The sequence below is a fragment of the Cellulomonas composti genome (assembly GCF_007990245.1).
Classification (GTDB): Bacteria; Actinomycetota; Actinomycetes; order Actinomycetales; family Cellulomonadaceae; genus Cellulomonas; species Cellulomonas composti.
Window position 1 is genome coordinate 1 of sequence record NZ_BJWG01000011.1, and the last position, 26,880, is coordinate 26,880.

The following is a 26,880-nucleotide window of genomic DNA, read 5'->3' on the forward strand; positions in this document are numbered from 1 at the left end:
GGGCGCGCACCCACCGGCCACGTACACCGGCACGCCGCCACCGACCCGCACCACCCGCACGCCCCCGCAGCAAGCTCCGGAGCATCCCACCAGACCGGAACCCGCGCCTCGTCCTCCCGCGTCCACCACAACGACGACGAACCCGCCTCCCCGACCGCACCCGCACCCGCGGCCCGCGGCACCGCACCCTCGGACGCGGGCCGCGGCACCACACCGTCGGACGCACCCACCGGAACAGGCACCGGAGGGCCCAGCTCGGGGCGCGCGGGCGCGACCGACCGCTCAGCGGCGACCACCCCAAGACCCCAATCGAACACGTGTTCCACACTACAGACGACCACTGACACGCGTGCCCGACGCCGGCCCCACGCACCGTCGAGGCCAGATGACGAGCGGCGTCGGCACCGCTGGATGCCGACCGCGCGCGCGGCCGGGCCCTGTGGCGAGCGGCTCCGGGCGGCGCCGTCGCGGCGCCGTCGCGGCGGTGTTCGTCGGACTCGTCGTGCTCGTCGCCGTAGGCTCGGCGCGTGAGCGTCGTCGGACCGGCCGTGCTGCCGTCGCACCTGCGCGACGCGGGACGCGCGCTGGTGATGGGCGTCGTCAACGTCACGCCGGACTCGTTCTCCGACGGCGGGCGCTGGTTCACGCCCGGCGCGGCGGTCGCGCACGGACTGACGCTGCTGGACGAGGGCGCGGACCTGCTCGACGTGGGCGGTGAGTCCACGCGTCCGGGCGCGCGCCGCGTCCCGATCTCCGACGAGCTCGACCGGGTGCTGCCGGTGATCGACGAACTCGTCCGACGCGGCGCGGCCGTCAGCGTCGACACGACGCGGGCGCGCGTCGCGCAGGCGGCGGTCGAGCGCGGAGCGGTGCTGGTCAACGACGTGTCGGGTGGGCTCGCCGACGACGACATGCACGCGGTCGTCGCGCGCACCGGCGCCGCGTACGTCGCGATGCACTGGCGCGGGCACGCCGACGTGATGGACGACCTCGACGACTACGACGACGTGGTCACGGACGTGCGCCGCGAGCTCGCCGAGCGCGTCGACGCGCTGCGCGCCGCAGGCGTGCGCGACGAGCAGGTGGTGCTCGACCCCGGCCTCGGGTTCGCGAAGCCCGGCGTGAGCAACTGGCCGCTGCTGGGCCGCCTGCCCGAGCTCGTCGCGGACGGGTTCCCGGTGCTGGTCGGCGCGAGCCGCAAGCGCTTCCTGGGGCACCTGCTCGCCGGCCCGGACCACCCGCCGGCCCCGCCGCTGCAGCGCGACCACGCGACCGCCGCGATCTCGGCTCTCGCGGCTGTCGCCGGTGCCTGGTGCGTGCGCGTGCACGAGGTCGCGGCCTCGGCCGATGCCGTGCGTGTGGCCGCCGCGTGGCAGGGTGGGCGCGACGAGCAGGGGCACCCGACCGTCCGCACCGATGCGGACCCGACGAGCGCTGGAGGCGCACCGTGAGCGAGACGCCGGGGGTCCTCGACGCCCAGGGGCACCTGCTCGACCGGATCCGGCTGACCGGCCTGTCCGCGACGGGCTACCACGGTGTGTTCGAGCACGAGAGGCGCGAGGGGCAGACGTTCGTCGCCGACGTCGTCGTGCACCTGGACACGCGCCGCGCCGCCGCGCAGGACGACCTGCGGCACACGCTCGACTACGGCGATGTCGCGTCGAAGGTCGTCGCGGTGCTCGAGGGCGAGCCCGTGGACCTCGTCGAGACGCTCGCCGAGATCATCGCGGCGACGGTGCTCGCGAACGGCTCGGTGCAGGCCGTGGACGTCACCGTGCACAAGCCGCAGGCGCCGATCACGGTCCCGTTCGAGGACGTGACCGTCTCGATCCGACGAGACCGCTCCAAGCTCCCCGCGGCCGAGCCGTACTCGCCCGTCCCGGTCGTCACGCTCGCGCCCGACGAGGCCGCGCCCGACGAGCCAGCGCCCGACGAGCCAGCGCCCGACGAGACCGCGCCCGCAGCGGCAGTGCCCCCGACGGCGGCCCTCGCAGAAGCAGCGCCCGCCGAGCCCGGCCGACTCCTCGTGCCCGCAGCAGCGCCGATGCTCGCGCCGGTGCGCGCGGCAGAAGGCCAAGGGGATGTCGAGGATGCGGCGTCCGCCGACGAGGTCGTCGTCGGCGAGGTCGTGACCGACGTGCTCGACCGTGAGCCGGACGGGCCCGTCGACGCGGTGCTGGCGCTCGGCGCCAACCTCGGCAACGCGCAGGAGACGCTGCGCGCGGCGGTCTCCGCGCTCGCGGCGACGCCCGGCGTCGTCCTGGTCGACGTGTCACCGCTGGCGCGTACCGCGCCCGTGGGCGGCCCGCAGCAGCCGGACTTCCTCAACGCGGTCGTGCTGGTGCGCACCACGCTGTCACCGCGGGGCCTGCTGCGGGCGACTCAGGCGATCGAGCAGCAGCACGGGCGCGAGCGCCACGAGCACTGGGGGCCGCGGACGCTCGATGTCGACATCGTCGTGTACGGGCAGGTGCTCGCGACGACCGACGACCTCGAGCTGCCGCACCCGCGCGCGCACGAGCGGGCGTTCGTGCTGCAGCCGTGGGCGCAGGCCGACCCGCACGCGGTCCTGCCGGGCCTGGGCGGCGGCCCGGTCGCGGCGCTCGCGGCGACGGCACCGGACCGCGCGGGCGTGCGGTGGCTCGCGCTCGACTGGCTGACCGCGCCGGTATCGGCGGCGCAGGTGGACGCCGACACGTCCCGCTCGGCCCCACCGTCGAGGCCGTGATGCAGCGCACCCGCTGGCAGACGCTGGTCGTCCTCGCGCTCGGGGTCGCGGCGGCGACGTGGATCGTCTACCGCGCCGTACTGGGTCGCGGTGGGATGCCGCCGCAGGTGCCCTGGCTCGTGATCGCGGTCGAGGTGCTGATCGCCGGCGTCGTGCTCTCGATGGGCTGGGCGGTGCGCCAGTTCCTGCGCGGCAAGCGCCCGTCGCTCGACCCCATCCGCGCCGCCCGCACCGCGGTGCTCGCGAAGGCGTCGTGCTACACGGGCGCGCTGCTCGCGGGCTGGTACGGCGGTCAGACCGCGGTGCTCGTCTCCGATCTGGACGTGCCGGGCAACGGCGGGCGCGCGATCGCGGCCGGTGCGGCGACGCTCGGCGCGCTGCTGCTGGCGGGTGTGGGCCTGCTCGTGGAGTGGTTCTGCCGGGTGCCCCCGCAGGAGCCGAAGGACCGGGTCCAGGGCGAGGCGCCGAGCACCCCGGCCTGAGCCGGTCGAGACGGTGCAAGGATGGTCGCGTGACCAGCGAGCAGACCGTCGGCCTCCCGTTCGAGCCCGAGGGCGTGGAGTGGACGCCCGTCTCGACGCGCCTGGCCGGTGCGCGGCTCACGGTGCTGGGCGTGGTGCTCGGCCCGGTGACGCTTCTCCTGATCGTCCTGGCGGTCGTCGTGACGCCGTGGATCTGGATCCCCGCGGGTGTGCTCCTGGCCGTGATCACCTTCGGCGCGGTGCTGGTGCCGCGGCAGGTGCGCGCGATGGCCTACGCCGAGCGCGCCGAGGACCTGCTCGTCCGTAAGGGCATCATGTTCCGCCAGCTCGTCGTCGTGCCGTACGGCCGGATGCAGTACGTGGACGTCAACGCCGGGCCGATCGCGCGCCGGTTCTCGATCGCGTCGGTGCAGCTGCACACCGCTTCGCCCATGACGAGCGCGAGCATCGACGGCCTGCCGCCGCAGGAGGCGGCGAGGCTGCGTGACCGGCTCGCGTCGCGCGGCGAGGCGAGGTTGGCCGGCCTGTGACCGAGGACGAGCTCGACGCCGGACCCGTCCCCGAGGACCGCTGGCGGCGGATGCACCCGGCGACGCCGGCGCTGCGCGGCTGGAAGGTCGTCTTCGCGGTCCTGCTGATCGTCTGGTACCAGATCGGCGACAACCTCCAGGACGCCTACCGGCTGATCGACGGGCACGCCTGGCTGTACATGCTCGGAGGGCTCGCGGTCGTCGCGCTGGTCGGGGTCGGCTGGTCGGCGATCGTCTGGCGCGTGACGCGTTTCGCGGTGACCGACGACGCGGTGCACGTGCACTCCGGGCTCGTCTTCCGCCAGCAGCGCCGCGCGCGGCTGGACCGGCTGCAGGCCGTCGACGTGGTGCAGCCTCTGCTCGCGCGGCTCGTCGGGCTCGCGGAGCTCAAGCTCGAGGTCGCAGGCGGCTCGGGTTCGGCGGTGGAGCTCGCCTACCTGCGCGAGAGCGACGCGCAGGCGCTGCGGGCCGAGCTCCTGGCGCTCGCGGCCGGTCTGCGGCAGGGGTCGGCGGGGGCTGCTTCCGGGCCCGTGGCCGCGGACGGCGTGCCGTTCTCCGTCGAGGCCGCGCCCGGTTCCACGGACCCGACGACCGCCCCGACGAGCGACCCGACGAGCGACCCGACGAGCATCCCGACGAGCGTCCCGGCAGCCGCCGGGACGATCCCCGCGGTCCGTGCGACCCGACTGACCGACCGCATCGAGCGCCGCTTCGAGGACGCGCCCGAGCAGGAGGTGTACACGGTCCCGACACCGCGGCTGCTGATCGCGACACTGCGCTCGGGTGCGGTGGTCGGTCTGGTCGCGGCAGCGATCGCGGTGGTCGTCGGCGTGATCCTCGCGGACGGCGACATCGGTGCGGCCTTCGTGTTCGTCCCCGGCGTGTTCGCGCTGGTCGGCTTCGTGTGGAACCGCGTCAACAGCGGTGCGGGGTTCCGCGCGGCGATCTCGCCCGACGGCATCCGGCTGCGGCACGGCCTGACGGAGGCGCGCACGCAGACCGTCCCGCCGGGGCGCGTGCAGGCGGTCCGGATCCATCAGGGGCTGTGGTGGCGCGGACCGGACTGGTGGCGCGTCGAGATGAACGTCGCCGGGTACGCGCAGGCCGCCAACAACGCGCGCGAGACCGTGCTGCACCCGGTCGCGACGCGCGACGAGGCTGCCACGGCGCTGTGGCTCGTGCTGCCCGACCTCGGTGTCGCGGACCCGCGTGCGCTGCTCGACGCCGCGCTCTCGGGGCGCGACGAGGACGGCGGCTTCCTGACGGCACCGCGGCGCGCCCGCTGGCTCGATCCGTTCGGTTGGCGACGGCGCGGCGTCTTCGTGACGTCGACCGCGCTGCTCGTGCGTTCCGGCCGCTGGGGGCGACAGCTCGACGTCGTGCCGCACGAGCGGACGCAGTCGCTCGGGTACGTGCAGGGGCCGTGGCAGCGGCGGCTCGGGGTCGCGACGATCGCGGTGCACTCGACGCCCGGCCCGGTGACGCCGCGGGTCGAGCACCTCGACGCGGACGCGCTCGCGCGGCTGCTCGACGAGCAGGCGGAGCGGGCCCGGGCCGCGCGCGCGCTGGCCGGACCCGAGCAGTGGATGCGGGGCACCGCGTGAGCGCTGCGCGCCCGGGTCGGCTGGGTGTGGGGGTGATCGGCGCGGGACGGGTCGGCGCCGTGCTCGGCAACGCCCTGCGCGCCGCCGGGCACCCGGTCGTCGGGGTGTCCGCGGTGTCCGAGCAGTCGCGCGAACGCGCGGAGCTGCTGCTGCCGGGCGTCCCCGTGCTCGACGTCCCGGAAGTCGTGCGCCGCGCCGAGCTGGTGCTCCTCGCGGTGCCCGACGACTCGCTGGGCCCGCTGGTCGCAGGGCTGGCGGACCTGGGCCGGTGGCAGGCGGGCCAGCTCGTCGTGCACACGTCCGGGCGCTACGGGACGGGCGTGCTGGACCCGGCCCGGCAGTGCGGCGCGATCCCGCTCGCGCTGCACCCGGCGATGACGTTCACGGGCACGTCGCTCGACCTGTCCCGCCTGGTCGGCGCGGCGTTCGCGGTCACGTCCCCGGCTGCCGTGCTGCCGATCGGGCAGGCACTCGTCGTGGAGATCGGCGGCGAGCCGGTCGTGGTCGACGAGGAGGCCCGCGGGCTCTACCACGCGGCGCTCGCGCACGGCGCGAACCATCTCGTCGTGCTCGTCTCGCAGGCCGCCCAGGCGCTCGCGGCTGCGGGCGTCGAGGACCCGAGCCGCGTGCTCGCACCGCTGCTCGAGGCGGCGCTCGACGGCGCCCTGCGGGCTGGGGCGCCGCGTGAGGGCGTGACGACGGGTGCGGGGGCGATCGGCGCGCTGACCGGCCCGGTCCGACGCGGCGACGCGGGCACCGTCCGCGGGCACCTCGAGGCGCTCGAGTCGTTCGCCGCGGCGTCCGGCGCGCCCGACGTCCCGGAGTCCTACCGGGTGCTCGCGCGCGCCGCGGAGGCCCGCGCGCTCGCGGCCGGGCTGCTCACGCAGGACGAGGCGACACGGGTGCTCGACGAGCTGCTCGCCGACCGTCGGGTCGCGGGCATCGATCGCGATGCGGGATCGTTGCAGCAGGATGACCCGGGCGACGACGCCGGCCGCGGCCCCCAGCACGCCGCGGACGAGCCCGAACCGGGAGCCGGCTCGCAGGAGGACGCATGAGGACCGCAGTGGTGACGCCCACGCTCGCGCGCACGCGCGCCGAGCTGGCCGCCGCCCTCACCCGGCAGGACGCCGCGCCGCCGCGCTCGGGCGGGCGGCACCGCGCGGTCGTCATGACGATGGGCGCGCTGCACGAGGGGCACCTGTCGCTGGTCGCGGCGGCGCGTGAGCGGGCCGAGCACGTCGTCGTGACGATCTTCGTCAACCCGCTGCAGTTCGGCGCGGGCGAGGACCTCGAACGCTACCCGCGCGACCTGGACGGCGACCTGCACCGGCTCACCGGGCCGGGTCTGCTGCGTGAGGGCGACGTGGTGTTCGCGCCCGGTCCGGACGAGGTCTATCCCGACGGCGACCCGCTGGTGCGGGTCAGCGCCGGACGGATCGGCGAGGTGCTCGAGGGCGCGTCACGCCCCGGTCACTTCGACGGTGTGCTGACGGTCGTGCTCAAGCTCCTGCACCTGACGCACCCGGACGTCGCGATCTACGGCCGCAAGGACGCGCAGCAGCTCGTCGCGATCCGCCGGATGGTGCGCGACCTGGACCTCGACGTCGACGTGGTGGGTGCGCCGCTGGTCCGCGACGCCGACGGGCTCGCGCTCTCGAGCCGCAACGCGTACCTGTCCGACGACGAGCGGGCGCGCGCGCTCGCACTGCCGGCCGCGCTGCGCGCCGCGACCGCGACGGCCGACGGCGGCGGGACGCCCGACGAGGTCCGCGCGGCTGCGCTCGCCGTGCTCGTCGGGCTCGCCGGGCCCGTCGGGCCCGTCGGGCTCGACGTGGACTACGTCGCGGTCGTCGACCCCGACGACCTGACCGAGCTGGCGCCCGACCATGCCGGGGACGCGCTGGTCGCGCTCGCCGCACGGGTGGGCCGCACCCGGCTGATCGACAACACGACCGTGCACCTGGGCCCGGCCCGGGGGAAGGAGGCCGCGCGATGACCTCGCTGCAGCGCACGATGATGACGGGCAAGATCCACCGCGCGACGGTGACGCAGGCGGACCTGCACTACGTCGGCTCGGTTACGGTGGACGCCGACCTGCTCGCGGCCGCGGACCTGCTGCCCGGTCAGCAGGTCGACATCGTCGACGTGACCAACGGCTCGCGCCTGACGACCTACGCGATCGCGGGCGAGGCGGGCTCGGGTCAGATCTGCATCAACGGCGCGGCGGCGCACCTGGTGCACCCGGGGGACGTCGTGATCCTCATCGCGTACGGCGTGCTGTCCGACGAGGAGGCGCGCACCTACGAGCCGCACGTCGTGCTCGTCGACTCCGAGAACCGCATCGTCGACCTGTCCGAGGACCCCGGCCAGGTGCCCGACGAGTGGACGCAGGTCGCGGGCCTGATGCCCAGCGGCGTGCCGTTCGCGCGCGGCCGTGACCTGGTGGACCACCCGCACCCGCTCGACCTGGCCGCGCCGCACGCGGCCAGTCCCGGCTGCGGCGTGCACACGCCGCACACGCACGACGCGGCGGCCCGGTGACGACGACCGACGCGCGTCCGCAGACCGGCGAGACGGTCGACGGCCTGCCGCGCCCGACGCTCGCCACCCGGCTCGCCGCGCCCGCACCCGGCTGGACGGTCGAGGCCGACGCGGTCGTCGTCGGCTCCGGGATCGCCGGGCTGACGGCCGCGCTCGAGCTGCGCACGCGCGTACCGCGCGTCCTGCTGGTGACCAAGGACCGGCTCGCGTCCGGCTCGACGGTGTGGGCGCAGGGCGGCATCGCCGCGGCGCTCGACCCGAGCGACTCGCCCTCCGCCCACCTGGTCGACACGCTCGTCGCGGGCGGTGGCCTGTGCGACCCGCGCGCGGTCGAGGTGCTGGTCACCGAGGGCCCGGCGCGCGTGCGCGAGCTCGTCGCGCGGGGGGCGCGGTTCGACCGGGCACCCGACGGCCGGATCTCGCTGACCCGCGAGGGCGGGCACCACGCGGACCGCATCGCGCACGCCGGCGGCGACGCGACCGGTGCGGAGATCTCGCGCGCGCTCGTCGCCCAGATCGAGGCCGTGCGCGGCGACCCGGGCATCGAGGTCATCGAGCACGCGCTCGTGCTCGACGTGCTGACGGGCCCGCCGGGGCCGGACGGCCGCCCCGGCCCGGCGTGCGGCGTGACGATCCACGTGATCGGCGAGGGCCAGCGCGACGGCGTGGGCGCCGCGCTCGGCAAGGCCGTGGTCCTCGCGACCGGCGGCATCGGGCAGGTGTACCGCTCGTCGACGAACCCCGCGCAGGCGACGGGCGACGGCATCGCCGCGGCGCTGCGCGCGGGGGCCGTGCTGGGTGACGTCGAGTTCGTGCAGTTCCACCCGACCGTGCTGTGGCTCGGCGCGGGGGTCAAGGGTCAGCTCACGCTCGTCTCGGAGGCCGTGCGCGGCGAGGGTGCGTACCTGCTCGACACCGACGGCGTGCGGTTCATGCCGGACGTGCACCCCATGGCCGAGCTCGCGCCGCGCGACGTGGTGGCGCACGCGATCGTCCGGCGGATGGCCGCGACCGGGTCCGAGCACGTGTGGCTCGACGCGCGGCACCTGGGCGCGTCGTTCCTGCGACGACGTTTCCCGACGATCCACGAGCGGCTCGCGGAGCACGACATCGACCTGGGCAAGGACCTGGTGCCGGTCGCGCCGGCGCAGCACTACCACTCCGGCGGTGTCGTCGCGGACCTCGTCGGACGCACGTCGTTGACCGGCCTGTACGCGGTCGGCGAGGTCGCGTGCACGGGCGTGCACGGGGCGAACCGCCTGGCGTCCAACTCGCTGCTGGAGGGTCTGGTGTTCGCGCACCGCGCGGCCCGGCACATCTCCGACGAGGTCGCACGCGGCGCCCTGCGGCACGGCGAACCGAGCGTGCGCCCAGGCGACGAGGCGCTGGTGGCCGCCGCAGCGCGCGGGCGCGTGCAGCGGATCGCGACCGACGGTCCGGGCGTGCTGCGCGACGGCCCGGGACTGCGGCGCGCGACGACCGCGCTCGCGGCCGTGCCGACCGACGCGCACACCCGGCTCGACGACGGCCGCCTGCTCGCCGCCCCGCAGCTCGCGGAGTGGGAGACGACCAACGTGCACCAGGTCGCCACGGTCCTGACGGCCGCGGCCCTCGCACGCGAGGAGAGCCGCGGTGGGCACGCTCGCTCCGACTTCCCCGAGCAGGTCGACGAGTGGCGCCTGCGGCTGACCGCACGGCTCGACGAGGACGCCCGGCTGACCCTGCACCGCACCCCCATCGACTGAGGACGGCATGACCCTCGCACCCGACGCCGCCCAACCCGGCGTGCTCCCCGGCGACCCGGGCCCCGACGAGGGCGCGGTCGAACGACTCGTCGCGACCGCGCTCGACGAGGACCTCGGACCCGCTCCCGGCCGCGACGTCACGTCCCAGTCGACGATCGCGCCGACGACGACCGGCACGGCCGACCTGGTCGCGCGCGCCGACGGCGTGCTCGCGGGCCTGGTCGTCGTCCCCGTGGTGCTGCGGCAGGTCGCGGCGCGCCTGGCGCTCGCGGAGCCGACCCTCGTCGTGCACGTGCCGGACGGGTCGCGCGTGGCGCGCGGCGACGTGCTCGCCACGCTCGTCGGACCCGTGCAGGTGCTGCTCGTCGCGGAGCGCACGCTGCTCAACGTCGCGAGCCGCGCGTCGGGCGTCGCGACCCACACCCGCCGCTGGGCCGACGCTCTCGAGGGCACCGGCGCCCGCGTGCTCGACACCCGCAAGACGACGCCCGGCCTGCGCGCGCTCGAGAAGTACGCCGTGCGCTGCGGCGGCGGCACCAACAAGCGCATGGGGTTGTACGACGTCGCGATGGTCAAGGACAACCACGTCGCCGCGGCGGGCTCCGTGACCGCGGCGATCGAGGCCGTGCGCGCGCGCTACCCGGACGTCCCGATCCAGGTCGAGGCCGACACGCGCGACCAGGCCCTGGAGGCCGTCGCGGCGGGCGCCGACTTCCTGCTGCTCGACAACATGCCCACCCCGGTCCTGGCGGACGTGGTCGCCGCGGTCCGCGCGGTCGCGCCGGACACCGAGCTCGAGGCCACCGGCAACCTCACGCTCGAGCGCGCCCGCGAGGTCGCGACCACGGGCGTCGACCACCTCTCGGTCGGCGGCCTCACGCACTCGTCCCCGATCCTCGACCTGGCCCTCGACCTGCACGCCTGACGCCGCGCCGGCACCGTCACGAGCACTCGAAGACGGCGGACTGGGCGTCGTAGCGCAGGCGGAGCTGCCACGTGCCGTCGGGGCCCTGGAGCGCCCACAGCGCGTTGGCCGCGAGGAAGTCCTCGTCGGTCGGGTAGCGGTAGGAGCCGCCGCCCAGGTCCTCGCCCCAGGACAGGCTCGACTGGTACTCGCGCACCGCACGGGAGACGTCGTTGCCGCCCGCGACCGGGAGGTAGACCTGCTGTCCCTCGGCCGTGGTGCCGGCCGCGCGCCACGTGCCCGCGTCGAAGTCCGCCTGCGTCGAGAGCTGCAGGCTGTCGCACGTGAACGCTCCGGGCGCGGCGCTGTACGGGCGCTGGTCGTCGGCCCGGAGCACGCCGTCGTCCCACGTGATCGCGTCGAACGCGGCGTTCGGCTGGTCGGCGCCCTCGAGCACGACGAGCGTGCCGAACGGCAGCCGCACGGCGTACCGGTGGGAGCGCAGGCCCTCGACGGGCTCGACGCCCTCCACGGCGTCGGGCGTCTCGTCGGTCAGGACGAGTGCGAGCGGCCCGAGGTCGACGACGTCCCAGGTCGCGTCGGGCTGGCCGAACTGCAGCGGCAGACCGTAGGCGGGCGCGTAGGGCAGCTCGCGCGTGGACGCGGTGCGGAACGACCAGCCCGGGCCCGCGTCGATCGTGGCGGGCAGCGTCAGGGAGTCGTAGAACGTCGCGTCGTCGGGCTCGACGTCGTCGGCCAGGACGCCCAGCTCGTCCGGGGTGACGCACGGGTCGCCGGTGCGGGCGCTCGGGCAGCGCACCGCGCGCGCGCCGTCCTCGTCGCGCTCGACGAGCAGGGCGCCGCGGTACAGGAACGGCGCGGTGGACCCGTGCGCGGTGGCGTCCTCGACGACGAGGTAGACGCTCGCGGCGCCGCGCGCCCCCACGGCGTACACGGTCCAGCCCGAGGTGCCGGGCGCGAGCAGGGCGGCGCGAGCGGTGTCGTCGCGCACCGGGTCGTGCCACGTCTCGCCCGTGCGCGGCGCCGCGAGGCGGGCCAGCACGCTCGCGTCGTCGATCTCGGCGGCGCGCTCGACCGGACCCTGCGGGGTCGGCGCGAGCGACGGGGCGGGGGTCGGGGTCGGCGTGGGGTCCGACGAGGGCGCGGTGGTCGGTGTCTGCGTCGCGGGCGGCACCGGCGCGGCGTCCCCGCGACCCAGTGCGTAGGCCGCGCCGACGCCGAGGACGCCGACGGCGGCGACCGCGCCCACCGAGGTGACGGCGTGGCGGCGCAGCCGGGCGCGCCGCGTGACGCCCCGCACGCGGGTGAGCGCGCGCTCGTCGATCGCGTCCGTGCCGCCGGTGAGCTCGTCGTACGCGCGGCTCAGGAGCTCGTCGAGGTTCATCGCGCCGCCTCCGTCCCGTTCGTCGTCGTGGTGGGTGTGCCGGGTTTGCTGGCGGGTGTGCTGGTGCGCGTGCGTACCGGGGCGGTCTCGTCGGACCCCGGGCTCGCGCCGAGCAACGTCGTCAGGCGTGCCAGCCCGTCGGAGGTGTACCGCTTCACCGCGCCCTCGGACAGGCCGAGCGCGGCGGCGGTCTCGGCGACCGACAGGTCCTCCATGCGCCGCAGCACCACGCACGCGCGCTCGCGGGGGCTCAGCGTGGACAGCGCCCGGACGACGTCGCGGCCGACGGTCGGTGCGGGCTCGTCGGGTGCGGCGACGGGCTGCGCGGCGGCGCGCAGCGCGACCAGCCGTTCGCGCCGGCGCCGTCGCGACTCGTCCACGGCACGCGAGGCGATCGCGCGCCGCACGTAGGCCTCGGCCTGCGCGACGCTGGTGAACCGCGCGCGTCCGCGGAAGGTCGCGATGAGCGCCTCCTGCACCAGGTCGGGCGCCTCGGCCGCCGAGCCGCTCACGAGGGTCGCGTGCGCGACCAGGCGCGGCCAGCGCTCGCGCGCCACCTGGTCCAGCATCGTCTCCCATGGTCGTGCCACGCCTTCGTCCCTCCGTCGTCGGTGCCTCGTCTCCAGAACGCCTGCCGTCCTCGCCCGGGTTGGGGTGAGATCGGCGCCGACTACGATGGCCCGGTGACGGACGCCCCCCTCCAGCCTGCCGAGCCGCAGGCCGCCGCAGCCGACGACACCCCCGAGCAGATCCGCATCCGGCGCGAGAAGCGCGAGCGGCTGCTCGCGGAGGGCACGGCGCCCTACCCGGTCTCGCTGCCGCTCACCCACACGATCGAGCAGGTCCGCGCGGCGTACCCGGACCTCGAGGCGGGTCAGGAGACGGACGACGTCGTGGGCGTCGCGGGCCGCGTGGTCTTCCTGCGCAACACCGGCAAGCTGTGCTTCGTCACGCTGCAGGCCGGCACCGGGACGCGGCTGCAGGCAATGCTCAGCCTCGCGGAGATCGGTGAGGAGCGGCTGGCGGCCTTCAAGACGGATGTCGACCTCGGCGACCACCTGTTCGTGCACGGCCGCGTCGTGCAGAGCAGGCGCGGCGAGCTGTCGGTGATGGCCGACGAATGGCGCATGGCCGCAAAGGCGATCCGCCCGTTGCCGAACCTCTACACGCGTGAGGACGGCACGGTCGCGGAGCTGTCCGACGAGGCGCGCGTGCGACAGCGTTACGTCGACCTGATCGTCAACCAGAAGGCGCGCGACATGGTGCGCACGCGCGCTGCTGTGGTGCGGTCGTTGCGGGACAACTTCGCCCGGCGCGGATTCCTCGAGGTCGAGACCCCGATGCTCCAGGTGCAGGCGGAGGGTGCCGCGGCGCGGCAGTTCGAGACGCACATGAATGCGTTCGACATCGAGCTGTTCCTGCGCATCGCGCCCGAGCTGTTCCTCAAGCGTGCGGCGGTCGGCGGCGTCGAGAGGGTCTTCGAGATCAACCGGAACTTCCGTAACGAGGGCGTCGACTCCACGCACTCGCCGGAGTTCGCCATGCTCGAGGCGTACGAGGCCTACGGCGACTACGACACCATGGCCGCCCTCACGCAGGACCTCGTGCAGACCGCGGCGCTCGAGGCGCTCGGGACGACGGTCGTCACGCTGCCCGACGGCGAGCAGTACGAGCTGGGTGGCGACTGGACGCACCTGGCGATGTACGACTCGCTCTCGGACGCGCTGGGCGTCGAGATCACGCACGACACGCCCGACGAGACCCTGCTCCGCCTGCTCGAGAAGGCCGAGATCGACCTCGCCCCCGCGCAGCGCAACCACGGCAAGCTCGTCGAGGAGCTGTGGGAGCACCACGTCGGTGCGCACCTGCACGCGCCGACGTTCGTGCGCGACTTCCCCGTCGAGACCTCGCCGCTCACGCGTGACCACCGCAGCAAGCCGGGCCTGGTCGAGAAGTGGGACCTGTACGTCCGCGGGCTCGAGCTCGCGACGGCCTACTCCGAGCTGGTGGACCCGGTGATCCAGCGGCAACGGTTCGAGGCGCAGGCGCTGCTCGCGGCGCGCGGCGACGACGAGGCGATGCGGATCGACGAGGACTTCCTCACGGCGATGGAGTTCGCCATGCCGCCGTCGGGCGGAATGGGGATGGGAATCGACCGCCTGCTCATCGCGCTGACCGGCCAAGGAATCCGCGACACCATCTTGTTCCCGCTCGTGAAGCCGCTGTCATGAACGGCCTCGGTCCCGTTCTCGCGGCGGTGCTGCCCTCGATCGGCGTCGGGTTGCTGTTCTGGTTCGTCATGCGTGCGGTCGTCAATGCCGACCGCACGGAACGCGAGGCGATCGCGCGTATGGATGCCGAAGAGGCCGCCGCGAAGCGTGCCGAATCGCAGGAGAACTGACAAGGGCATTTGACCGTCTTGCCGGACGGTGCGATCCTGACGGCGCCCAGGTATTCTTTTTCTTTCCCGAATCCGGAGAACACGATGGCCCAGAAGGTTCAGGTCCTGCTCGTCGACGATCTCGACGGCAGCACGGCCGACGAGACGGTGACGTTCGCGCTGGATGGCGTGACGTACGAGATCGACCTCACCAGCGCGCACGCCGGTGAGCTGCGGGACGCATTCGCGACGTGGATCGGGCACGGCCGCAAGGTCGGCGGCCGCGCGACGAGCGCGCGCGTCGGCAGCAGCGCACGGCGCCGTTCCAGCGACGCCGGCGCGATCCGTGAGTGGGCCAAGTCCCAGGGCATCGAGGTCTCGGAGCGGGGTCGCATCAGCGCCGAGGTCCGCAAGGCGTACGACGCGGCGCGCTGATCTCGTCGCGAGCCGAGGCTCGTCGGACACGCCCGCAGGACACGTCCGCAAGACACGTCCGCAAGACACGGAGAGGCCCGGCACCCCGCAGTGGTGTCGGGCCTCTCCTGTCTTCCGTGGCGGTGGCGACTGCGGCCATCCCACGTGTCTGTCGACCTCGCGGTCAGCGGGGTCGGGTCCCGGTGAGCTCACGCACGGCCGCGTACTGCTCGCGCACACGCGGCTGCGAGTCGCCACGGTAGACCTCGGCGTCGCCTGCCGCGCTCCAGCTCGGCGGCGCGTCGTCGCCGGAGAGGACCCACGCCGCCTGCCGGGCCGCACCGTCGGCCACGTACTCGCCGGGGGTCGGCACGTGCACGTCGAGACCGAGCACGCTCGGGGCGATCGCCCGTACCGCGGGTGACTGGGCGCCGCCACCGATGAGGAACAGCCGCTCGACGCCGACGCCCTGCGCGCGCAGCGCGTCGATGCCGTCGGCCAGTGCGCACAGCATGCCCTCGACCGCAGCACGGGCCACGTGGGCCGGCGTCGTGTTCGCCAGCCGCAGGCCGTGCAGCGCGCCCGTCGCGTCGGGCTTGTTCGGCGTGCGCTCACCCTCGAGGTAGGGCACCAGCACGAGCCCGTCGGCGCCCGCCGGGGCGGACAGGGCGAGCTCGGACAGTCCGGCGTAGTCGACGCCGAGCATGCGCGCGGTGGCGTCCAGGATCCGTGAGGCGTTGAGCGTGCACGCGAGCGGCAGGAACGCGCCCGTCGCGTCGGCGAACCCCGTCACCAGGCCGGAGCCGTCGGCGGTCGGGGAGTCGGTCACGGCCGAGACGACGCCCGAGGTCCCGATCGAGACCGCGACGTCACCTGGCCGCAGCCCGAGCGCGAGCGCCGCGGCCGCGTTGTCCCCCGCGCCGGGACCCAGTACCGGGGTCCGGGCTCCGACGACGCTGCGCGGACCGGCCTCGTGCGGGCCGAGGACCCGCGGCAGGTGCGCGCCGTGCCCGAGCGCGAGCTCGAGCAGGTCGGTGCGGTACTCGCCGGTGCGCGGCGACCAGTAGCCCGTGCCGGACGCGTCGGAGCGGTCCGTCACGAGCGTGTCGAGGCCGGCGGCGCCCGAGAGGCGCCACGTGAGCCAGTCGTGCGGCAGGGCGACCGCCGCGACGCGTGCGGCGGCGTCCGGTTCGGCGTCGCGCAGCCAGCGCAGCTTGGTCGCCGTGAGCGAGGCGACGAGCACCGAGCCGACCGCGTCGGCCCAGGCTTGCGGCCCGCCGCCCTCGGCGATCAGGTCGAGCGCGGCCGGGGCCGAGCGGGTGTCGTTCCACAGCAGCGCGTCGCGGACCACCTCGCCCTGCTCGTCGAGCGTGACCATGCCGTGCTGCTGCCCGCCGACCGCGATCGCGTCGACGTCGTCGAGGCCACCCGCGTCCGCGACCGCGGTCTGCAGCGCGTCCCACCAGGCGGCGGGCGCGACCTCGGTCCCGTCGGGGTGGGACGCGCGACCGGAGCGCACCAGCGCCCCGGTCGCGGCGTCCCTGACCACGACCTTGCAGGACTGGGTCGACGAGTCGACCCCGGCGACGAGCGCCATGTCCTCTCCTCTTCCGTCCGGTGTCAGCCGCGCGCGCCGAGCGCGTGCTCGAGCGCGAGCTGGTTGAGCCGGACGAAGCCGAAGCCGCGCTTGGCGACCTCGTCGGCGTCGAAGTCCTCGTACGCCGAGCGGTCCGCGAGGAAGTCGGCCAGCGTCTCGCCCTCGTTCAGCGTCGGCTGCGCGAGCTCGAAGACACCCGCGTACTCGAGCGCCTCCTGCACCTCGGGGTCGGCGCGGAACGCCTGCGCCCGCTCCTTGAGCAGGATGTAGGTCGACATGTTGGCCGCGGCCGACGCCCAGACGCCGTCGAAGTCCTCGGTGCGCGAGGGCTTGTAGTCGAAGTGCACCGGGCCGGTGTACTTCGGGCCGCCCGACGGGAACCCGTTCTCGAGCAGGTCGACCGTCGCGAACGCGGAGAACAGGTCGCCGTGACCGAACACGAGGTCCTGGTCGTACTTGATGCCGCGCTGGCCGTTGAGGTCGATGTGGAACAGCTTGTCGGCCCACAGCGCCTCGGCGAGGCCCGTCGTGTAGTTCAGGCCGGCCATCTGCTCGTGACCCGTCTCCGGGTTGAGGCCGACGATGTCGCCGTGCTCGAGCTTGGCGATGAGGCCGAGCGCGTGACCGATCGTCGGCAGCAGGATGTCGCCGCGGGGCTCGTTCGGCTTCGGCTCGAGCGCGATGCGCAGGCCGTAGCCCTTCTCCTTGATGTACCCGGCGACGGTGTCGATGCCGTCGGCGTACGCCTGGTGCGCGGCGTACAGGTCCTTGGCGGAGTCGTACTCCGCACCCTCGCGGCCGCCCCACATGACAAACGTGTCCGCGCCGAGCGAAGCGGCGAGGTCGACGTTGCGCAGGATCTTGCGCAGCGCGAAGCGGCGCACGCGGCGGTCGTTCGACGTGAACGCGCCGTCCTTGAACACCGGGTGCGAGAACGTGTTGGTGGTGACCATCTCGACCGTGATGCCGGTCTCGGCCAGCGCACCCTTGAACCGCTCGAGGATCTTGTCGCGCTCGGCGTCCGACGAGCCGAAGGGGATCACGTCGTCGTCGTGGAACGTGACGTGCGACGCGCCGAGCTCGGCGAGCTTGTGCACGGACTCCACCGGGTCCAGCCACGGGCGGGTCGCCGAGCCGAACGGGTCCTGGGCGGGCCATCCGACCGTCCAGAGGCCGAAGGAGAACTTGTCATCGGGAGTGGGCTTGCGGACCATCACGAACCTCTCGTCGTCGAGCGGGCTGGATATTTGTTGTACGGATGAACTTATCGAGGGAACGGGCTATGGTCAAGCCGTGAAGTCCACCGCGGCACGTCAGGGCACCCTGCGCGAGCTCAACCTCGGCCTCGTGCTGCGGGAAGTCCTCGATGCCGCTGCGACCCACGCCCCCTCACCGTCCCGCGCCGACGTCGCCGCCGCCACCGGACTGACCCGGGCGACCGTCTCCACGCTCGTCGACCGGCTCGTCGCCGGCGGGCTGCTCGCCGAGTGCGAGCCCGTCGCGACACAACGCGCAGGCCGTCCGGCGGTCCCCCTGGTCCCGGCCGGCGGCACGCTCGTCGCCCTCGGCGCCGAGGTCAACGTCGACTACCTCGGAGTGCGCGCACTGGACCTCGCCGGTCACGTGCTGGCCGAGCGCGTCGTCGAGGACGATCATCGCGACAGCGATCCCGCACGCGTGCTGCGCGCGCTCGCGGCGGTCGCCGACGACGTGCTCGCGGAGACTGTGGGCGACCCGGTCGCGGCGACTGCGGGCGAGCCGGTCGCGCCGGGCGGCCCGCGCCGCGTCGTCGGCACCGCGCTCGCGCTGCCCGGGCTGGTCGCCCGCGACGCGGGGACGCTGCTGCTCGCGCCCAACCTCGGATGGCGCGAGGTCGACGTCGCGGGCGTGCTCGCCGACGCATCCGAGGTGTTCTCGGCCCACCCGCCGACCCTCGCCAACGAGGCCGATCTCGCGGCTCGGGCCGAGGCGCGCGCGCAGCGGCGCGAGGGTGCCGCGTCGTTCGTCTACGTCTCGGGCGAGATCGGCATCGGTGCGGCGCTCGTGCTCGAGGGTCGCGTCTTCGGTGGCCGGCACGGCTGGGCCGGCGAGCTCGGCCACACGCTCGTCGCGGACGGGCGTCCGCTCGAGCAGGTCGCAGGCCAGGACGCGATGGTGCGTGCCGCCGGGCTCGAGCGCGAGGCCGGCGTGGCGTCGCTGGTCGCCGCGCTCGCCGCGGGAGCGCCGGCCGCGCACGAGGCCGTCCGGGCAGCGGGGGAGGCGCTCGGCGCCGCGCTCGCGAACGTCGTGAACACGGTCGACGTGTCCGACGTCGTGCTCGGCGGCACGTACGCGCGGCTCGCCGAGCACCTCGTCGAACCCGTGCTCGCCGCGCTGCGGACCCACGTGCTGGCGGCACCGTGGGCGCCGCCGACGGTCGGTGTCGCGCGCGTCGGCGACATCCCCGCGCTGACGGGCGCGGCGCTGTCCGTCCTCGACCTCGTCATCGCGGACCCCTCCGCGTGGCTCGACGCGCCCGGCGCAGCGGCGGCGCTGCCTAGACTCGCGCCGTGACCTCGCGCGAGCTGTGGATCGGCACCTATCCCGTCGCAGGTGCGGGCACCCCCGTCGGGCTCGGCGAGGGCGTGTGGGCGGTACGGCTCGACGACGAGACGGGCGCGCTGACCGCGGCCCGGCAGGTGGCCGAGCTCGCGTCGCCGTCGTTCCTCGCGCGGCGGCCGGGCGACCACGAGGCCGGCCGGCTCTACGCGGTCCTCGAGGATGCGCCGGGCCAGGTCGCGAGCCTGACGCCGACGGGCGCGGCGGCCGTTCCCGCGGGCGGTGACTACCCGTGCCACGTCGTCGCGACCGACCGCGCGCTGCTCGTCGCGAACTACGGCACGGGCACTCTCGCGGTGCACGCACTCGACGCCGACGGGGCGATCTGCACGCCGCCCGTCGTGCACGGGCACGTCGGCTCAGGGCCCGTGCTCGACCGGCAGGAGGGCCCGCACGCGCACTTCGTCGCGCTCGCGCCCGGGGGCCGGCACGTGCTCGTCGTCGACCTCGGCACGGACGAGATACGCCGCTACGACTGGGACGGCACCACGGCCACGCCCGCGGGGATCGCCGCCTCCTTCCCGCCCGGGACCGGCCCGCGGCACCTGGACTTCTCGGCCGACGGCCGGTTCGCGTACGTCGCGGGCGAGCTCGACGTCGCCGTGCACGTGCTCGCGTGGGACGAGGCCAGCGCGACAGGCACGCTCGTGCAGTCCGTCCCCGCGGTCGTCGAGCATGCGCGGCCCGACGACGAACGCGCCGTGCTCGGCCAGGGCGACGACCCCGTGCGCCACGGCGCGGGCGACCTCACCTCGCACCTCGAGCTCGCGGGCGACGAGGTGCTGGTCACGGTCCGCGGCGCCGACGTCCTGACCCGCTGGGACATCGGCCCCGACGGCCTGCTGACCGTGGGCCGCTCGCACGCCCTGGGTGGCCACTGGCCCCGCCACTTCGCGGTGGTCCCCACCCCCACCACCACCAGCGCCACCACCAGCCCCGTGCGCCAGTCCGACGCCGCGGCGCCAGGTCCTGCGGGCGCACCCGCGTCCGACCGGCACCCTCGCGCGTCGGTGCAGGGGTCGTCGGGCGGCGGGGGATGGGTCGTCGTCGCGCTCGAGCGGGAGGGGGCGCTCGTCGTGCTCGACTCCGACGGCACCGTCGTCTCGAGGGTGAGCCTGCCGTCGCCGACCTGCGTGCTGCCGGTCTGACTGCCGTGGGGGACAATGGCCGCGTCCCGGATCCCGAGCCCCTCGGAGCGCGCGCATGAGTGCACCGCGAATCGCGATGCTGTCGGTGCACACCTCCCCGCTCGACCAGCCCGGCACGGGCGACGCCGGTGGCATGAACGTCTACGTCCTCGAGCTGTCGAGGGCCCTGGCCGCCCGCGGGGCGCGGGTCGAGATCTTCACGCGCGCCACCTCGTCGGACCTGCCCGAGACGATGGCGCTGCCCGGTGTCGACCACGACGGGACCCCGCTGGACCCCGCGCTCGACAAGGCGCGCGTGCGCGAGGTGCTCACGGCCACCGACGTGCCCGCCGGCGTGACGCCGCCGATCCTCGTCCACCACGTGCCCGCGGGTCCGTTCGAGCGACTCGACAAGAACGACCTGCCCGGCGTGCTGTGCGGCATGGCCGCCGGGCTCCTGCGCTGGGAGGCCGCGCGCCGGCCGGGCTGGTACGACGTCGTGCACTCGCACTACTGGCTGTCCGGCCAGGTCGGGCGGATCGCCGCCGACCGGTGGGAGGTGCCGCTGGTGCACAGCGCGCACACGCTCGCCAAGGTGAAGAACGCGTCGCTCGCCGACGGTGACGCGCCCGAGCCGCCCGCGCGCGTGCTCGGCGAGGAGCAGGTGGTCGCCGAGTCGGACGCCCTGGTCGCGTCCACGCCGGCCGAGGCCGCCGAGCTCGTCGAGCTGTACGGGGCCGACCCGGCCCGCGTGCACGTCGTCGAACCCGGCGTGGATCTCGAGCGGTTCGCACCGATGGTCGCCGGGCTGCACCGGAGTCCCGACGAGCAGCGCGCCGAGGCCCGTCGCGCGCTGGGGTTGCCGACCGGTGGCGAGATCGTCCTGTTCGCCGGCCGCGTGCAGGCGCTCAAGGCGCCCGACGTGCTCGTGCGCGCGCTCGGCGTGCTGCGCGCGACCGGTCGGCCCGTGCCGGTGCTCGTCGTGCTCGGCGGCCCGAGCGGCCGCTCGACCGCGGTGCGTGAGCTGCAGGCGCTCGCGGCGGTCACGGGGGTCGCCGACCGCGTCGTCGTCCGCCCGCCCGCCGCGCGCGACGAGCTCGCGACCTGGTACCACGCCGCCGACGTCGTCGCGATGCCGTCGCGGTCCGAGTCGTTCGGCCTGGTCGCCGCGGAGGCGCAGGCGGCCGGGGTGCCGGTGGTCGCGGCCGCTGTCGGCGGGCTGCGCACGATCGTCGACGACGGCGTGACCGGACTGCTGGTGCGGGGGCACGACCCGCGGCGGTGGGCGGACGCGCTGTCAGGTCTGCTGGCCGATCGTGAGCGGCTCGCGGCGTTCGGAGCCGCTGCCCGTGGCTCGGCGGAGCGGTTCGGCTGGGACGCCGCCGCCGAGCAGCTGCTCAAGGTCTACGAGGTGGCCCGGGAGCACGGCCCGCGCTGACTCGTCGGACGCGTGCCGGTGAGAGCACGGGCGGGGCGACGGCCGCGGGACGGACGTCCCTGCGCCACCCGCGCGCGACTGCGGCAGGATGGGCACATGACGTACACCCTGGTCCTGCTCCGCCACGGCGAGAGTGAGTGGAACGCGAAGAACCTGTTCACCGGCTGGGTCGACGTGGCCCTCTCCGAGAAGGGCGTCGAGGAGGCCAAGCGCGGCGGCACGCTCCTCAAGGACGCCGGCATCCTGCCCGACGTCGTGCACACGTCCCTGCTGCGCCGTGCGATCACCACCGCGAACCTGGCGCTCGACGGCGCCGAGCGGCACTGGATCCCCGTGAAGCGGTCGTGGCGGCTCAACGAGCGGCACTACGGCGCCCTGCAGGGCAAGGACAAGAAGCAGACGCTCGACGAGTTCGGCGAGGAGCAGTTCATGCTCTGGCGTCGCTCGTACGACGTCCCGCCGCCCGCGATCGAGCCGGGCAGCGAGTTCTCGCAGGACGCGGACCCGCGCTACGCGGGTGAGCCCGTCGTCCTGACCGAGTGCCTCAAGGACGTGCTCGTCCGCGAGCTGCCCTACTGGGAGTCCGCGATCGTCCCGGACCTGCAGGCCGGCAAGGTCGTCCTGGTCGCGGCGCACGGCAACTCCATCCGCGCGCTCGTGAAGTACCTCGACGACATCAGCGACGAGACCATCTCCGGGCTCAACATCCCGACCGGCATCCCGCTTGTCTACGAGCTCGACGAGAACTTCAAGCCGGTCGTGGCCGGCGGCACCTACCTCGACCCGAGCGCGGCCGAGGCCGCGATCGCAGCGGTCGCCAACCAGGGCCGCTGACCCGCACGCGACGAACGACGAAGGGGGCCGCCGTGGCGGCCCCCTTCGTCATGTCCTCGTCGGTCAGCCCTTGGCCGCGGGCTCGGCCGAGGCCATGGCGCCGGTGACGAGGTAGGTCACACGCTTGGCGATGCTCACGCCGTGGTCGCCGAAGCGCTCGTAGTACCGGCCGAGCAGCGTGACGTCGACGGTCTCCTGGATCGAGCCCGTCCACCCGCCGCCGAGCAGCACGGTGAACGTGTTCTCGTGCAGCTCGTCGAGCGTGTCGTCGTCCTGCTCCACGGCCGCGGCGATCGCCAGGTCGCGCGTGCCGAGCAGCGTCGTGGTGCGACGCGCGACGCGCACCGCGGCATCGTGCATCTCGGTGAACGTGCTCGCCAGCGGATCGGGGATCGCGTGGCCCGGGTAGCGGCCGCGCGCGACCTGTGCGATGTGCCGCGCGAGGTCGCCCATCCGCTCGAGGGTCGCGCTCATGCGCAGCGCCGAGACGACGACGCGCAGGTCGGTGGCGACCGGCTGCTGCTGTGCCAGGAGCAGGATGCAACGCTCGTCGAGGTCGCGCTCCATGGCGTCGATCCCGAGGTCGTCCATGATGACCGACTCGGCCCGCGGCAGGTCGGCGGTCAGCAGCGCTACCCCGGCGTCGGTGATGGCGCGCTCGACCCGAGCTGCCATGGCGACCAGGTCCTCGCCGAGCTGGGCGAGCTCGGCGTCGAAGATGTCCCGCATCGATGTCCCTTCCTGCGGTGCCGCGCCGAGGCCGGGGATGGCCACGCGCGCCGCCACCATCGCACCACCAGGTGAACGCGCGGGCGACCGCAGGTGAACGGACAGGTGAACGCAGGCCGACGATCGACGTGCCGGGTCACTGCACGGGGCACTGCACGGGTCCCGACCCGGGCCGCCACCCGGACGTCGGCGGCGGGCGCTAGTGTCGGCCGTGTCCTGCCCGCGAGAGGCAGGCCGGCAGACGTCGTCGTCGGCGCAGCGCCGACGCATGAAGGAGGCAACAAGATGTCGCAGCGGGTCACGGGCTGGGTCGGTTGGGTGTGGTTCTGCGCGTTCGCTCTGCTGACCATCGGCCTGTTCAACGTCATCTCCGGGCTCATCGCCGTGTTCAACGACGACAAGGTGCTGGGCTGGAGCGGGACCCAGGGTGCTTTCGTCCTGGACATCTCGACGTGGGGCTGGGTGCACCTGGCGCTCGGCGCACTGCTGACGCTCACCGGGTTCGCGCTGTTCGGTGCGGCCGGCTGGGCGCGCATCGTGGCGGTCGTGCTCGTCGTGATCAACCTGGTGTGGCAGTTCGTCTGGCTGCCCGTCACGCCGTGGTGGTCGCTCGCGTCGATCGTGCTCGGCGGCTTCGTGCTCTGGGCGCTCACCGTCCACGGTGACGAGGTCGAGCGCGCCGTCAGCTGAGCCGAGGCGCGCGCACCGCAGGTTCGACGAGAGGAGGATGACGGGCATGGCGAACACCTTCGGTCCGATCGAGCTCGTGGCATTCGAGTTCCCGGACGACCGCATCCCGCAGGACGTCAAGAGCGAGCTGCTCGCGCTGGTCGCGTCCCAGCAGGTCAGGATCATCGACCTCGTCGTGGTCCGCCGTCCCGAGGTCGGCGAGGTCGAGGTCATCGAGGTGCACGAGCTCGACGACGACCTCGTCATCACCGACGTCGAGCTGAGCGGGTCCGGGCTGACCGGCCAGGAGGACATCGACGAGATCGCCGACGGGCTGCCGCCGGGGACCTCGGCGCTCGTGATGGTCATCGAGCACGTCTGGTCGATGGGTCTGGTCGGCGCGGTGCGTGACGCGGGCGGCTTCGTGCTCGCCGCCGAGCGCATCCCCGCCGAGGTCGTCGAGGCCCTCCTCGAGCTCGCGTCCGACGAGGACACCGGCGCCTGACGGCGCGGGTCGTCCGTCCACCACACCCACCCGAGTCGAGGAGAACCACCATGCCTCTCGTCCGTCGCATCGGCCGTCCCGGCCTGGTCGGCACCGCCGCCCGCACGGCCGTCATCGCCGGCACGGCCTCGGCCACCGCCGGCGCCGTCCAGCGCCGCCAGTCGCAGAGGGCCGCGGCCAGCTACGAGGAGCAGCAGGCTGCCGCCGCCGAGCAGCAGCGCCAGCTCGAGGAGGCCGCCCGCCAGGCGGTCGCCGCCCAGAGCGCCGCCGCACCGCCGGCTCCCGCGCCCGCCGCGGGTGACGACATGATGGTCAAGCTGCAGCAGCTCGCCGCGCTCCACCAGCAGGGCATCCTGTCCGACGACGAGTTCACGGCGGCGAAGGCCAAGGTCCTGAGCTGATCACGACGTTCACCGCGTGGAGCTTCGGCTGACGGTCGTCGTCGAACACCTGGCCGTCGGCTCTTCGGTCGGGTGCCGGGTGAACGTCAGATGAACGGTGCGCCAAAGTGTGGCCGTCCGCGCCGTCGCGCGCGCTCGCTCGTGCCGCACGCGCTCTAGGGTGGCGCTGTGGACGGGAACAGCGGCTGGCTCCTGCTGCTGGCTGGCGCCCTCGGGATGCTCGTCGGCGGCGCTGCCGTCGCGGCGTTCCTGTGGAGCGAGCGCAGCCAGCGCGCGGTTCCCGCGACCCCCGCACCCGAGCTCGACGAAGGGCTCGTGCGCACGCTGTCGGTGCTGCGGTCGGCTGCGGTCGTGCTGGACGACGAGGACCGGGTCGTGCGCGCGAGCGCACCGGCCTACGCGCTCGGGCTCGTGCGCGACGGGCGGATCGGGCCCGCCTCGGTCCGGGAGCTGGTCGCCGAGGTCCGGCGCGACGGCGTCATCCGCGACGAGGAGCTCGAGCTCCCGCGCGGCCCCGACGGACCGGGCGTCCTGCTGGTGCAGATCCGCGTCGCGTACGTGAGCGCGCGACACGTCGTCGTGCTCGCGGAGGACCGCACGCAGGCGCGGCGGCTCGAGGCGATCCGCCGCGACTTCGTGGTCAACGTGTCGCACGAGCTCAAGACGCCGGTGGGCGCGCTGTCGCTGCTCGCCGAGACGGTGCAGGACGCGGCGGACGACCCGGAGGCGGTGCGGCGGTTCGCCGGACGCATGCAGGCCGAGGCGCAGCGGCTGTCCGCGCTCGTGCAGGAGATCATCGAGCTCTCGCGGCTGCAGGTCGCGGGCGCCCTCGGCACTCTCACGCTCGTCGACCTCGACGGCGTGCTCGCCGAGGCGGTCGACCGTGCGGGCACGACGGCCGCCGCCAAGCGCGTGCGCCTCGAGATCGGCGGCACGCACGGACTCGAGGTCTTCGGCAACCACGACCTGCTCGTCACCGCGGTCCGCAACCTCGTCGACAACGCGGTCGCGTACTCCGGCGAGGCGACGCGCGTGGGCGTCGGGGTCCGGGAGAGCGGCGACTTCGTCGAGATCGCGGTCGTCGACCAGGGTGTCGGGATCTCGCCGTCGGACCAGGAGCGCGTGTTCGAGCGGTTCTACCGCGTCGACCGGGCGCGCTCGCGGGAGACGGGCGGCACCGGCCTGGGCCTGTCCATCGTCAAGCACGTCGCGGCCGACCACGGCGGTGACGTCACGGTGTGGTCCCAGCCCGGACGAGGCTCGACCTTCACGCTGCGGCTGCCGCGCGTGCCGGTCCCGCCGCCGGGGCCCATCGGCATCCCGACCACGACGGCCGGGCACCCGCCGGCCGCCCCCACCAGCACGTCCGGACCGGCCGCGAGGTCGGACGGGCGCGACTCCCGAGGAGCAAGTGTGCATCGGAGCGCGTCGTGACCAGGATCCTTCTCGTCGAGGACGAGGAGTCCTACCGCGACCCCCTGACCTACCAGCTCGAGCGCGAGGGGTTCGAGGTCGTCACGGCCGCGACCGGCCCCGAGGCGCTCGAGCGGTTCGAGGAGTTCGGTGCCGACCTGGTGCTTCTCGACCTCATGCTGCCCGGCCTGCCGGGCACGGAGGTCTGCCGGCAGCTGCGTGCGGTCTCCTCGGTGCCGGTCATCATGCTGACGGCCAAGGACGACGAGATCGACAAGGTCGTCGGGCTCGAGCTCGGTGCCGACGACTACGTGACCAAGCCGTACTCGTCGCGTGAGCTGCTCGCGCGGGTGCGGGCGGTGCTGCGCCGACGCTCGCCCGCGGTCGAGGGCGGCACCGTCGAGCTCGACGAGGACGACGACCTGGTCGCCGGCCCCGTCCGGATGGACGTCGAGCGGCACACCGTGCGGGTGCGCGGCGCGCTCGTCGCCTTCCCGCTCAAGGAGTTCGAGCTGCTCGAGCTCCTGCTGCGCAACGCCGGTCGCGTGCTGACGCGCGGCCAGCTGATCGACCGCATCTGGGGCTCCGACTACGTCGGAGACACCAAGACGCTCGACGTCCACGTCAAGCGTGTCCGCGCGAAGGTCGAGGAGGACCCCGCCAACCCGACGCTGCTGGTCACCGTCCGTGGCCTCGGGTACAAGCTCAACGACGAGCCCGGCGCGCCGCAGCCGTAGCCGGACGCACCATCCCGCCTGACGCTCCCGCTCGCGTGCGGGTTCGTCGGCGAGCGTTCACCCGGGGTTCACCGAACGCCGGGCGAGTGGTCACGT

The 26,880-nt window shown here is 74.5% G+C and carries 27 protein-coding genes; 22 read left to right on the forward strand and 5 right to left on the reverse strand.

The window, feature by feature from the left end:
- The first annotated feature begins 527 nt into the window (after window positions 1-527).
- The 10 genes from folP to nadC are packed head-to-tail and all read left to right on the forward strand — an operon-like array spanning window position 528 to window position 10,558.
- The gene (gene folP / locus CCO02nite_RS11795) at window positions 528-1,451 is read left to right on the forward strand and encodes a dihydropteroate synthase (protein WP_371862512.1); all 924 of its coding nucleotides are present in this window, start codon (window positions 528-530) and stop codon (window positions 1,449-1,451) included.
- On the forward strand, window positions 1,448-2,728 hold the full coding sequence (folK, locus tag CCO02nite_RS11800) for a 2-amino-4-hydroxy-6-hydroxymethyldihydropteridine diphosphokinase (RefSeq protein ID WP_146843356.1): 1,281 nt from the start codon (window positions 1,448-1,450) through the stop codon (window positions 2,726-2,728). The genes folP and folK overlap by 4 nt, the downstream gene beginning before the upstream one ends.
- A complete protein-coding gene (locus tag CCO02nite_RS11805) occupies window positions 2,728-3,210 on the forward strand; it encodes a DUF3180 domain-containing protein (RefSeq protein ID WP_146843456.1) in 483 nt (160 codons plus the stop codon). The genes folK and CCO02nite_RS11805 overlap by 1 nt, the downstream gene beginning before the upstream one ends.
- A 29-nt stretch (window positions 3,211-3,239) precedes the next feature.
- A complete protein-coding gene (locus CCO02nite_RS11810; RefSeq protein WP_146843357.1) occupies window positions 3,240-3,740 on the forward strand; it encodes a PH domain-containing protein in 501 nt (166 codons plus the stop codon).
- A complete protein-coding gene (locus tag CCO02nite_RS11815; protein ID WP_246117518.1) occupies window positions 3,737-5,344 on the forward strand; it encodes a PH domain-containing protein in 1,608 nt (535 codons plus the stop codon). The genes CCO02nite_RS11810 and CCO02nite_RS11815 overlap by 4 nt, the downstream gene beginning before the upstream one ends.
- Window positions 5,341-6,402, forward strand: a complete 1,062-nt coding sequence (locus tag CCO02nite_RS11820; protein ID WP_146843358.1) for a Rossmann-like and DUF2520 domain-containing protein — start codon at window positions 5,341-5,343, stop codon at window positions 6,400-6,402. The genes CCO02nite_RS11815 and CCO02nite_RS11820 overlap by 4 nt, the downstream gene beginning before the upstream one ends.
- A complete protein-coding gene (gene panC / locus CCO02nite_RS11825) occupies window positions 6,399-7,343 on the forward strand; it encodes a pantoate--beta-alanine ligase (protein WP_146843359.1) in 945 nt (314 codons plus the stop codon). Before CCO02nite_RS11820 ends, panC begins: the two co-directional genes overlap by 4 nt.
- Window positions 7,340-7,888 carry an aspartate 1-decarboxylase gene (gene panD / locus CCO02nite_RS11830; RefSeq protein WP_246117519.1) on the forward strand — a complete coding sequence of 183 codons (549 nt, stop codon included), beginning with the start codon at window positions 7,340-7,342 and terminating at the stop codon, window positions 7,886-7,888. The genes panC and panD overlap by 4 nt, the downstream gene beginning before the upstream one ends.
- Complete coding sequence (locus CCO02nite_RS11835; protein WP_371862513.1) at window positions 7,885-9,633, forward strand: L-aspartate oxidase; 1,749 nt, start codon at window positions 7,885-7,887, stop codon at window positions 9,631-9,633. The genes panD and CCO02nite_RS11835 overlap by 4 nt, the downstream gene beginning before the upstream one ends.
- Window positions 9,634-9,640: 7 nt before the next feature.
- Window positions 9,641-10,558: a carboxylating nicotinate-nucleotide diphosphorylase gene (gene nadC, locus CCO02nite_RS11840; RefSeq protein ID WP_146843360.1), complete on the forward strand. Its 918-nt coding sequence runs from the start codon at window positions 9,641-9,643 to the stop codon at window positions 10,556-10,558.
- Between the two features lie 16 nt (window positions 10,559-10,574).
- Here the strand turns inward: nadC and CCO02nite_RS11845 are convergent, their stop codons facing one another.
- Window positions 10,575-11,942 (reverse strand): hypothetical protein, encoded by a 1,368-nt coding sequence (locus CCO02nite_RS11845; RefSeq protein ID WP_146843361.1) that lies wholly within the window; start codon window positions 11,940-11,942, stop codon window positions 10,575-10,577.
- Window positions 11,939-12,511: a sigma-70 family RNA polymerase sigma factor gene (locus CCO02nite_RS11850; RefSeq protein WP_246117520.1), complete on the reverse strand. Its 573-nt coding sequence runs from the start codon at window positions 12,509-12,511 to the stop codon at window positions 11,939-11,941. Before CCO02nite_RS11850 ends, CCO02nite_RS11845 begins: the two co-directional genes overlap by 4 nt.
- Window positions 12,512-12,625: 114 nt before the next feature.
- Between CCO02nite_RS11850 and lysS the strand changes: the two genes are divergently transcribed.
- From lysS to CCO02nite_RS11860, 3 genes are all read left to right on the forward strand, one after another.
- Window positions 12,626-14,173, forward strand: a complete 1,548-nt coding sequence (gene lysS, locus CCO02nite_RS11855) for a lysine--tRNA ligase (protein ID WP_146843363.1) — start codon at window positions 12,626-12,628, stop codon at window positions 14,171-14,173.
- Window positions 14,170-14,343, forward strand: a complete 174-nt coding sequence (locus CCO02nite_RS15765; protein WP_186812687.1) for a hypothetical protein — start codon at window positions 14,170-14,172, stop codon at window positions 14,341-14,343. Before lysS ends, CCO02nite_RS15765 begins: the two co-directional genes overlap by 4 nt.
- 84 nt (window positions 14,344-14,427) lie before the next feature.
- The gene (locus tag CCO02nite_RS11860; protein ID WP_146843460.1) at window positions 14,428-14,757 is read left to right on the forward strand and encodes a histone-like nucleoid-structuring protein Lsr2; all 330 of its coding nucleotides are present in this window, start codon (window positions 14,428-14,430) and stop codon (window positions 14,755-14,757) included.
- Window positions 14,758-14,920: 163 nt separating this feature from the next.
- Here CCO02nite_RS11860 and xylB read toward each other — a convergent pair whose 3' ends face one another.
- Both xylB and xylA read right to left on the reverse strand, forming a co-directional pair.
- Complete coding sequence (gene xylB / locus CCO02nite_RS11865) at window positions 14,921-16,333, reverse strand: xylulokinase (protein ID WP_146843364.1); 1,413 nt, start codon at window positions 16,331-16,333, stop codon at window positions 14,921-14,923.
- Window positions 16,334-16,356: 23 nt separating this feature from the next.
- Complete coding sequence (gene xylA, locus CCO02nite_RS11870) at window positions 16,357-17,547, reverse strand: xylose isomerase (protein ID WP_146843365.1); 1,191 nt, start codon at window positions 17,545-17,547, stop codon at window positions 16,357-16,359.
- Here xylA and CCO02nite_RS11875 point away from each other — a divergent pair.
- From CCO02nite_RS11875 to CCO02nite_RS11890, 4 genes are all read left to right on the forward strand, one after another.
- Window positions 17,537-18,886: an ROK family transcriptional regulator gene (locus CCO02nite_RS11875; protein WP_307724048.1), complete on the forward strand. Its 1,350-nt coding sequence runs from the start codon at window positions 17,537-17,539 to the stop codon at window positions 18,884-18,886. The two genes, xylA and CCO02nite_RS11875, sit on opposite strands and share 11 nt — an antisense overlap.
- Complete coding sequence (locus tag CCO02nite_RS11880; protein WP_146843366.1) at window positions 18,883-20,079, forward strand: lactonase family protein; 1,197 nt, start codon at window positions 18,883-18,885, stop codon at window positions 20,077-20,079. Before CCO02nite_RS11875 ends, CCO02nite_RS11880 begins: the two co-directional genes overlap by 4 nt.
- Before the next feature lie 55 nt (window positions 20,080-20,134).
- Complete coding sequence (locus CCO02nite_RS11885) at window positions 20,135-21,496, forward strand: glycosyltransferase (protein ID WP_146843367.1); 1,362 nt, start codon at window positions 20,135-20,137, stop codon at window positions 21,494-21,496.
- A gap of 96 nt (window positions 21,497-21,592) precedes the next feature.
- Window positions 21,593-22,330: a phosphoglyceromutase gene (locus CCO02nite_RS11890; protein ID WP_146843368.1), complete on the forward strand. Its 738-nt coding sequence runs from the start codon at window positions 21,593-21,595 to the stop codon at window positions 22,328-22,330.
- Window positions 22,331-22,393: 63 nt separating this feature from the next.
- Here CCO02nite_RS11890 and phoU read toward each other — a convergent pair whose 3' ends face one another.
- Complete coding sequence (gene phoU / locus CCO02nite_RS11895) at window positions 22,394-23,059, reverse strand: phosphate signaling complex protein PhoU (protein ID WP_146843369.1); 666 nt, start codon at window positions 23,057-23,059, stop codon at window positions 22,394-22,396.
- A gap of 285 nt (window positions 23,060-23,344) precedes the next feature.
- On the opposite strand from phoU, the gene CCO02nite_RS11900 reads away from it, so the two are divergent.
- The 5 genes from CCO02nite_RS11900 (at window position 23,345) to CCO02nite_RS11920 (ending at window position 26,784) form a co-directional block, all read left to right on the forward strand.
- On the forward strand, window positions 23,345-23,749 hold the full coding sequence (locus CCO02nite_RS11900; RefSeq protein WP_146843370.1) for a DUF7144 family membrane protein: 405 nt from the start codon (window positions 23,345-23,347) through the stop codon (window positions 23,747-23,749).
- A 46-nt stretch (window positions 23,750-23,795) separates the two neighbouring features.
- On the forward strand, window positions 23,796-24,233 hold the full coding sequence (locus tag CCO02nite_RS11905) for a DUF6325 family protein (RefSeq protein ID WP_146843371.1): 438 nt from the start codon (window positions 23,796-23,798) through the stop codon (window positions 24,231-24,233).
- Window positions 24,234-24,283: 50 nt separating this feature from the next.
- Window positions 24,284-24,634, forward strand: a complete 351-nt coding sequence (locus CCO02nite_RS11910) for an SHOCT domain-containing protein (protein WP_186812688.1) — start codon at window positions 24,284-24,286, stop codon at window positions 24,632-24,634.
- A gap of 168 nt (window positions 24,635-24,802) precedes the next feature.
- On the forward strand, window positions 24,803-26,068 hold the full coding sequence (locus CCO02nite_RS11915; RefSeq protein ID WP_146843372.1) for a sensor histidine kinase: 1,266 nt from the start codon (window positions 24,803-24,805) through the stop codon (window positions 26,066-26,068).
- Window positions 26,065-26,784, forward strand: coding sequence for a response regulator (locus tag CCO02nite_RS11920; RefSeq protein WP_146843373.1), 720 nt, complete (start codon window positions 26,065-26,067; stop codon window positions 26,782-26,784). Before CCO02nite_RS11915 ends, CCO02nite_RS11920 begins: the two co-directional genes overlap by 4 nt.
- The last annotated feature ends 96 nt before the right edge of the window (window positions 26,785-26,880 follow it).

Excerpts from the sequence above, each read along its gene's own strand:
- CCO02nite_RS11805 (WP_146843456.1), top strand. The coding sequence starts at position 2,728 with ATGCAGCGCACCCGCTGGCAGACGCTGGTCGTCCTCGCGCTCGGGGTC.
- panC (WP_146843359.1), top strand. The coding sequence starts at position 6,399 with ATGAGGACCGCAGTGGTGACGCCCACGCTCGCGCGCACGCGCGCCGAG.
- panD (WP_246117519.1), top strand. The coding sequence starts at position 7,340 with ATGACCTCGCTGCAGCGCACGATGATGACGGGCAAGATCCACCGCGCG.
- nadC (WP_146843360.1), top strand. The coding sequence starts at position 9,641 with ATGACCCTCGCACCCGACGCCGCCCAACCCGGCGTGCTCCCCGGCGAC.
- CCO02nite_RS11845 (WP_146843361.1), bottom strand. The coding sequence starts at position 11,942 with ATGAACCTCGACGAGCTCCTGAGCCGCGCGTACGACGAGCTCACCGGC.
- CCO02nite_RS11850 (WP_246117520.1), bottom strand. The coding sequence starts at position 12,511 with ATGCTGGACCAGGTGGCGCGCGAGCGCTGGCCGCGCCTGGTCGCGCAC.
- CCO02nite_RS15765 (WP_186812687.1), top strand. The coding sequence starts at position 14,170 with ATGAACGGCCTCGGTCCCGTTCTCGCGGCGGTGCTGCCCTCGATCGGC.
- CCO02nite_RS11860 (WP_146843460.1), top strand. The coding sequence starts at position 14,428 with ATGGCCCAGAAGGTTCAGGTCCTGCTCGTCGACGATCTCGACGGCAGC.
- xylB (WP_146843364.1), bottom strand. The coding sequence starts at position 16,333 with ATGGCGCTCGTCGCCGGGGTCGACTCGTCGACCCAGTCCTGCAAGGTC.
- xylA (WP_146843365.1), bottom strand. The coding sequence starts at position 17,547 with ATGGTCCGCAAGCCCACTCCCGATGACAAGTTCTCCTTCGGCCTCTGG.
- CCO02nite_RS11885 (WP_146843367.1), top strand. The coding sequence starts at position 20,135 with ATGAGTGCACCGCGAATCGCGATGCTGTCGGTGCACACCTCCCCGCTC.
- CCO02nite_RS11890 (WP_146843368.1), top strand. The coding sequence starts at position 21,593 with ATGACGTACACCCTGGTCCTGCTCCGCCACGGCGAGAGTGAGTGGAAC.
- phoU (WP_146843369.1), bottom strand. The coding sequence starts at position 23,059 with ATGCGGGACATCTTCGACGCCGAGCTCGCCCAGCTCGGCGAGGACCTG.
- CCO02nite_RS11900 (WP_146843370.1), top strand. The coding sequence starts at position 23,345 with ATGTCGCAGCGGGTCACGGGCTGGGTCGGTTGGGTGTGGTTCTGCGCG.
- CCO02nite_RS11905 (WP_146843371.1), top strand. The coding sequence starts at position 23,796 with ATGGCGAACACCTTCGGTCCGATCGAGCTCGTGGCATTCGAGTTCCCG.
- CCO02nite_RS11910 (WP_186812688.1), top strand. The coding sequence starts at position 24,284 with ATGCCTCTCGTCCGTCGCATCGGCCGTCCCGGCCTGGTCGGCACCGCC.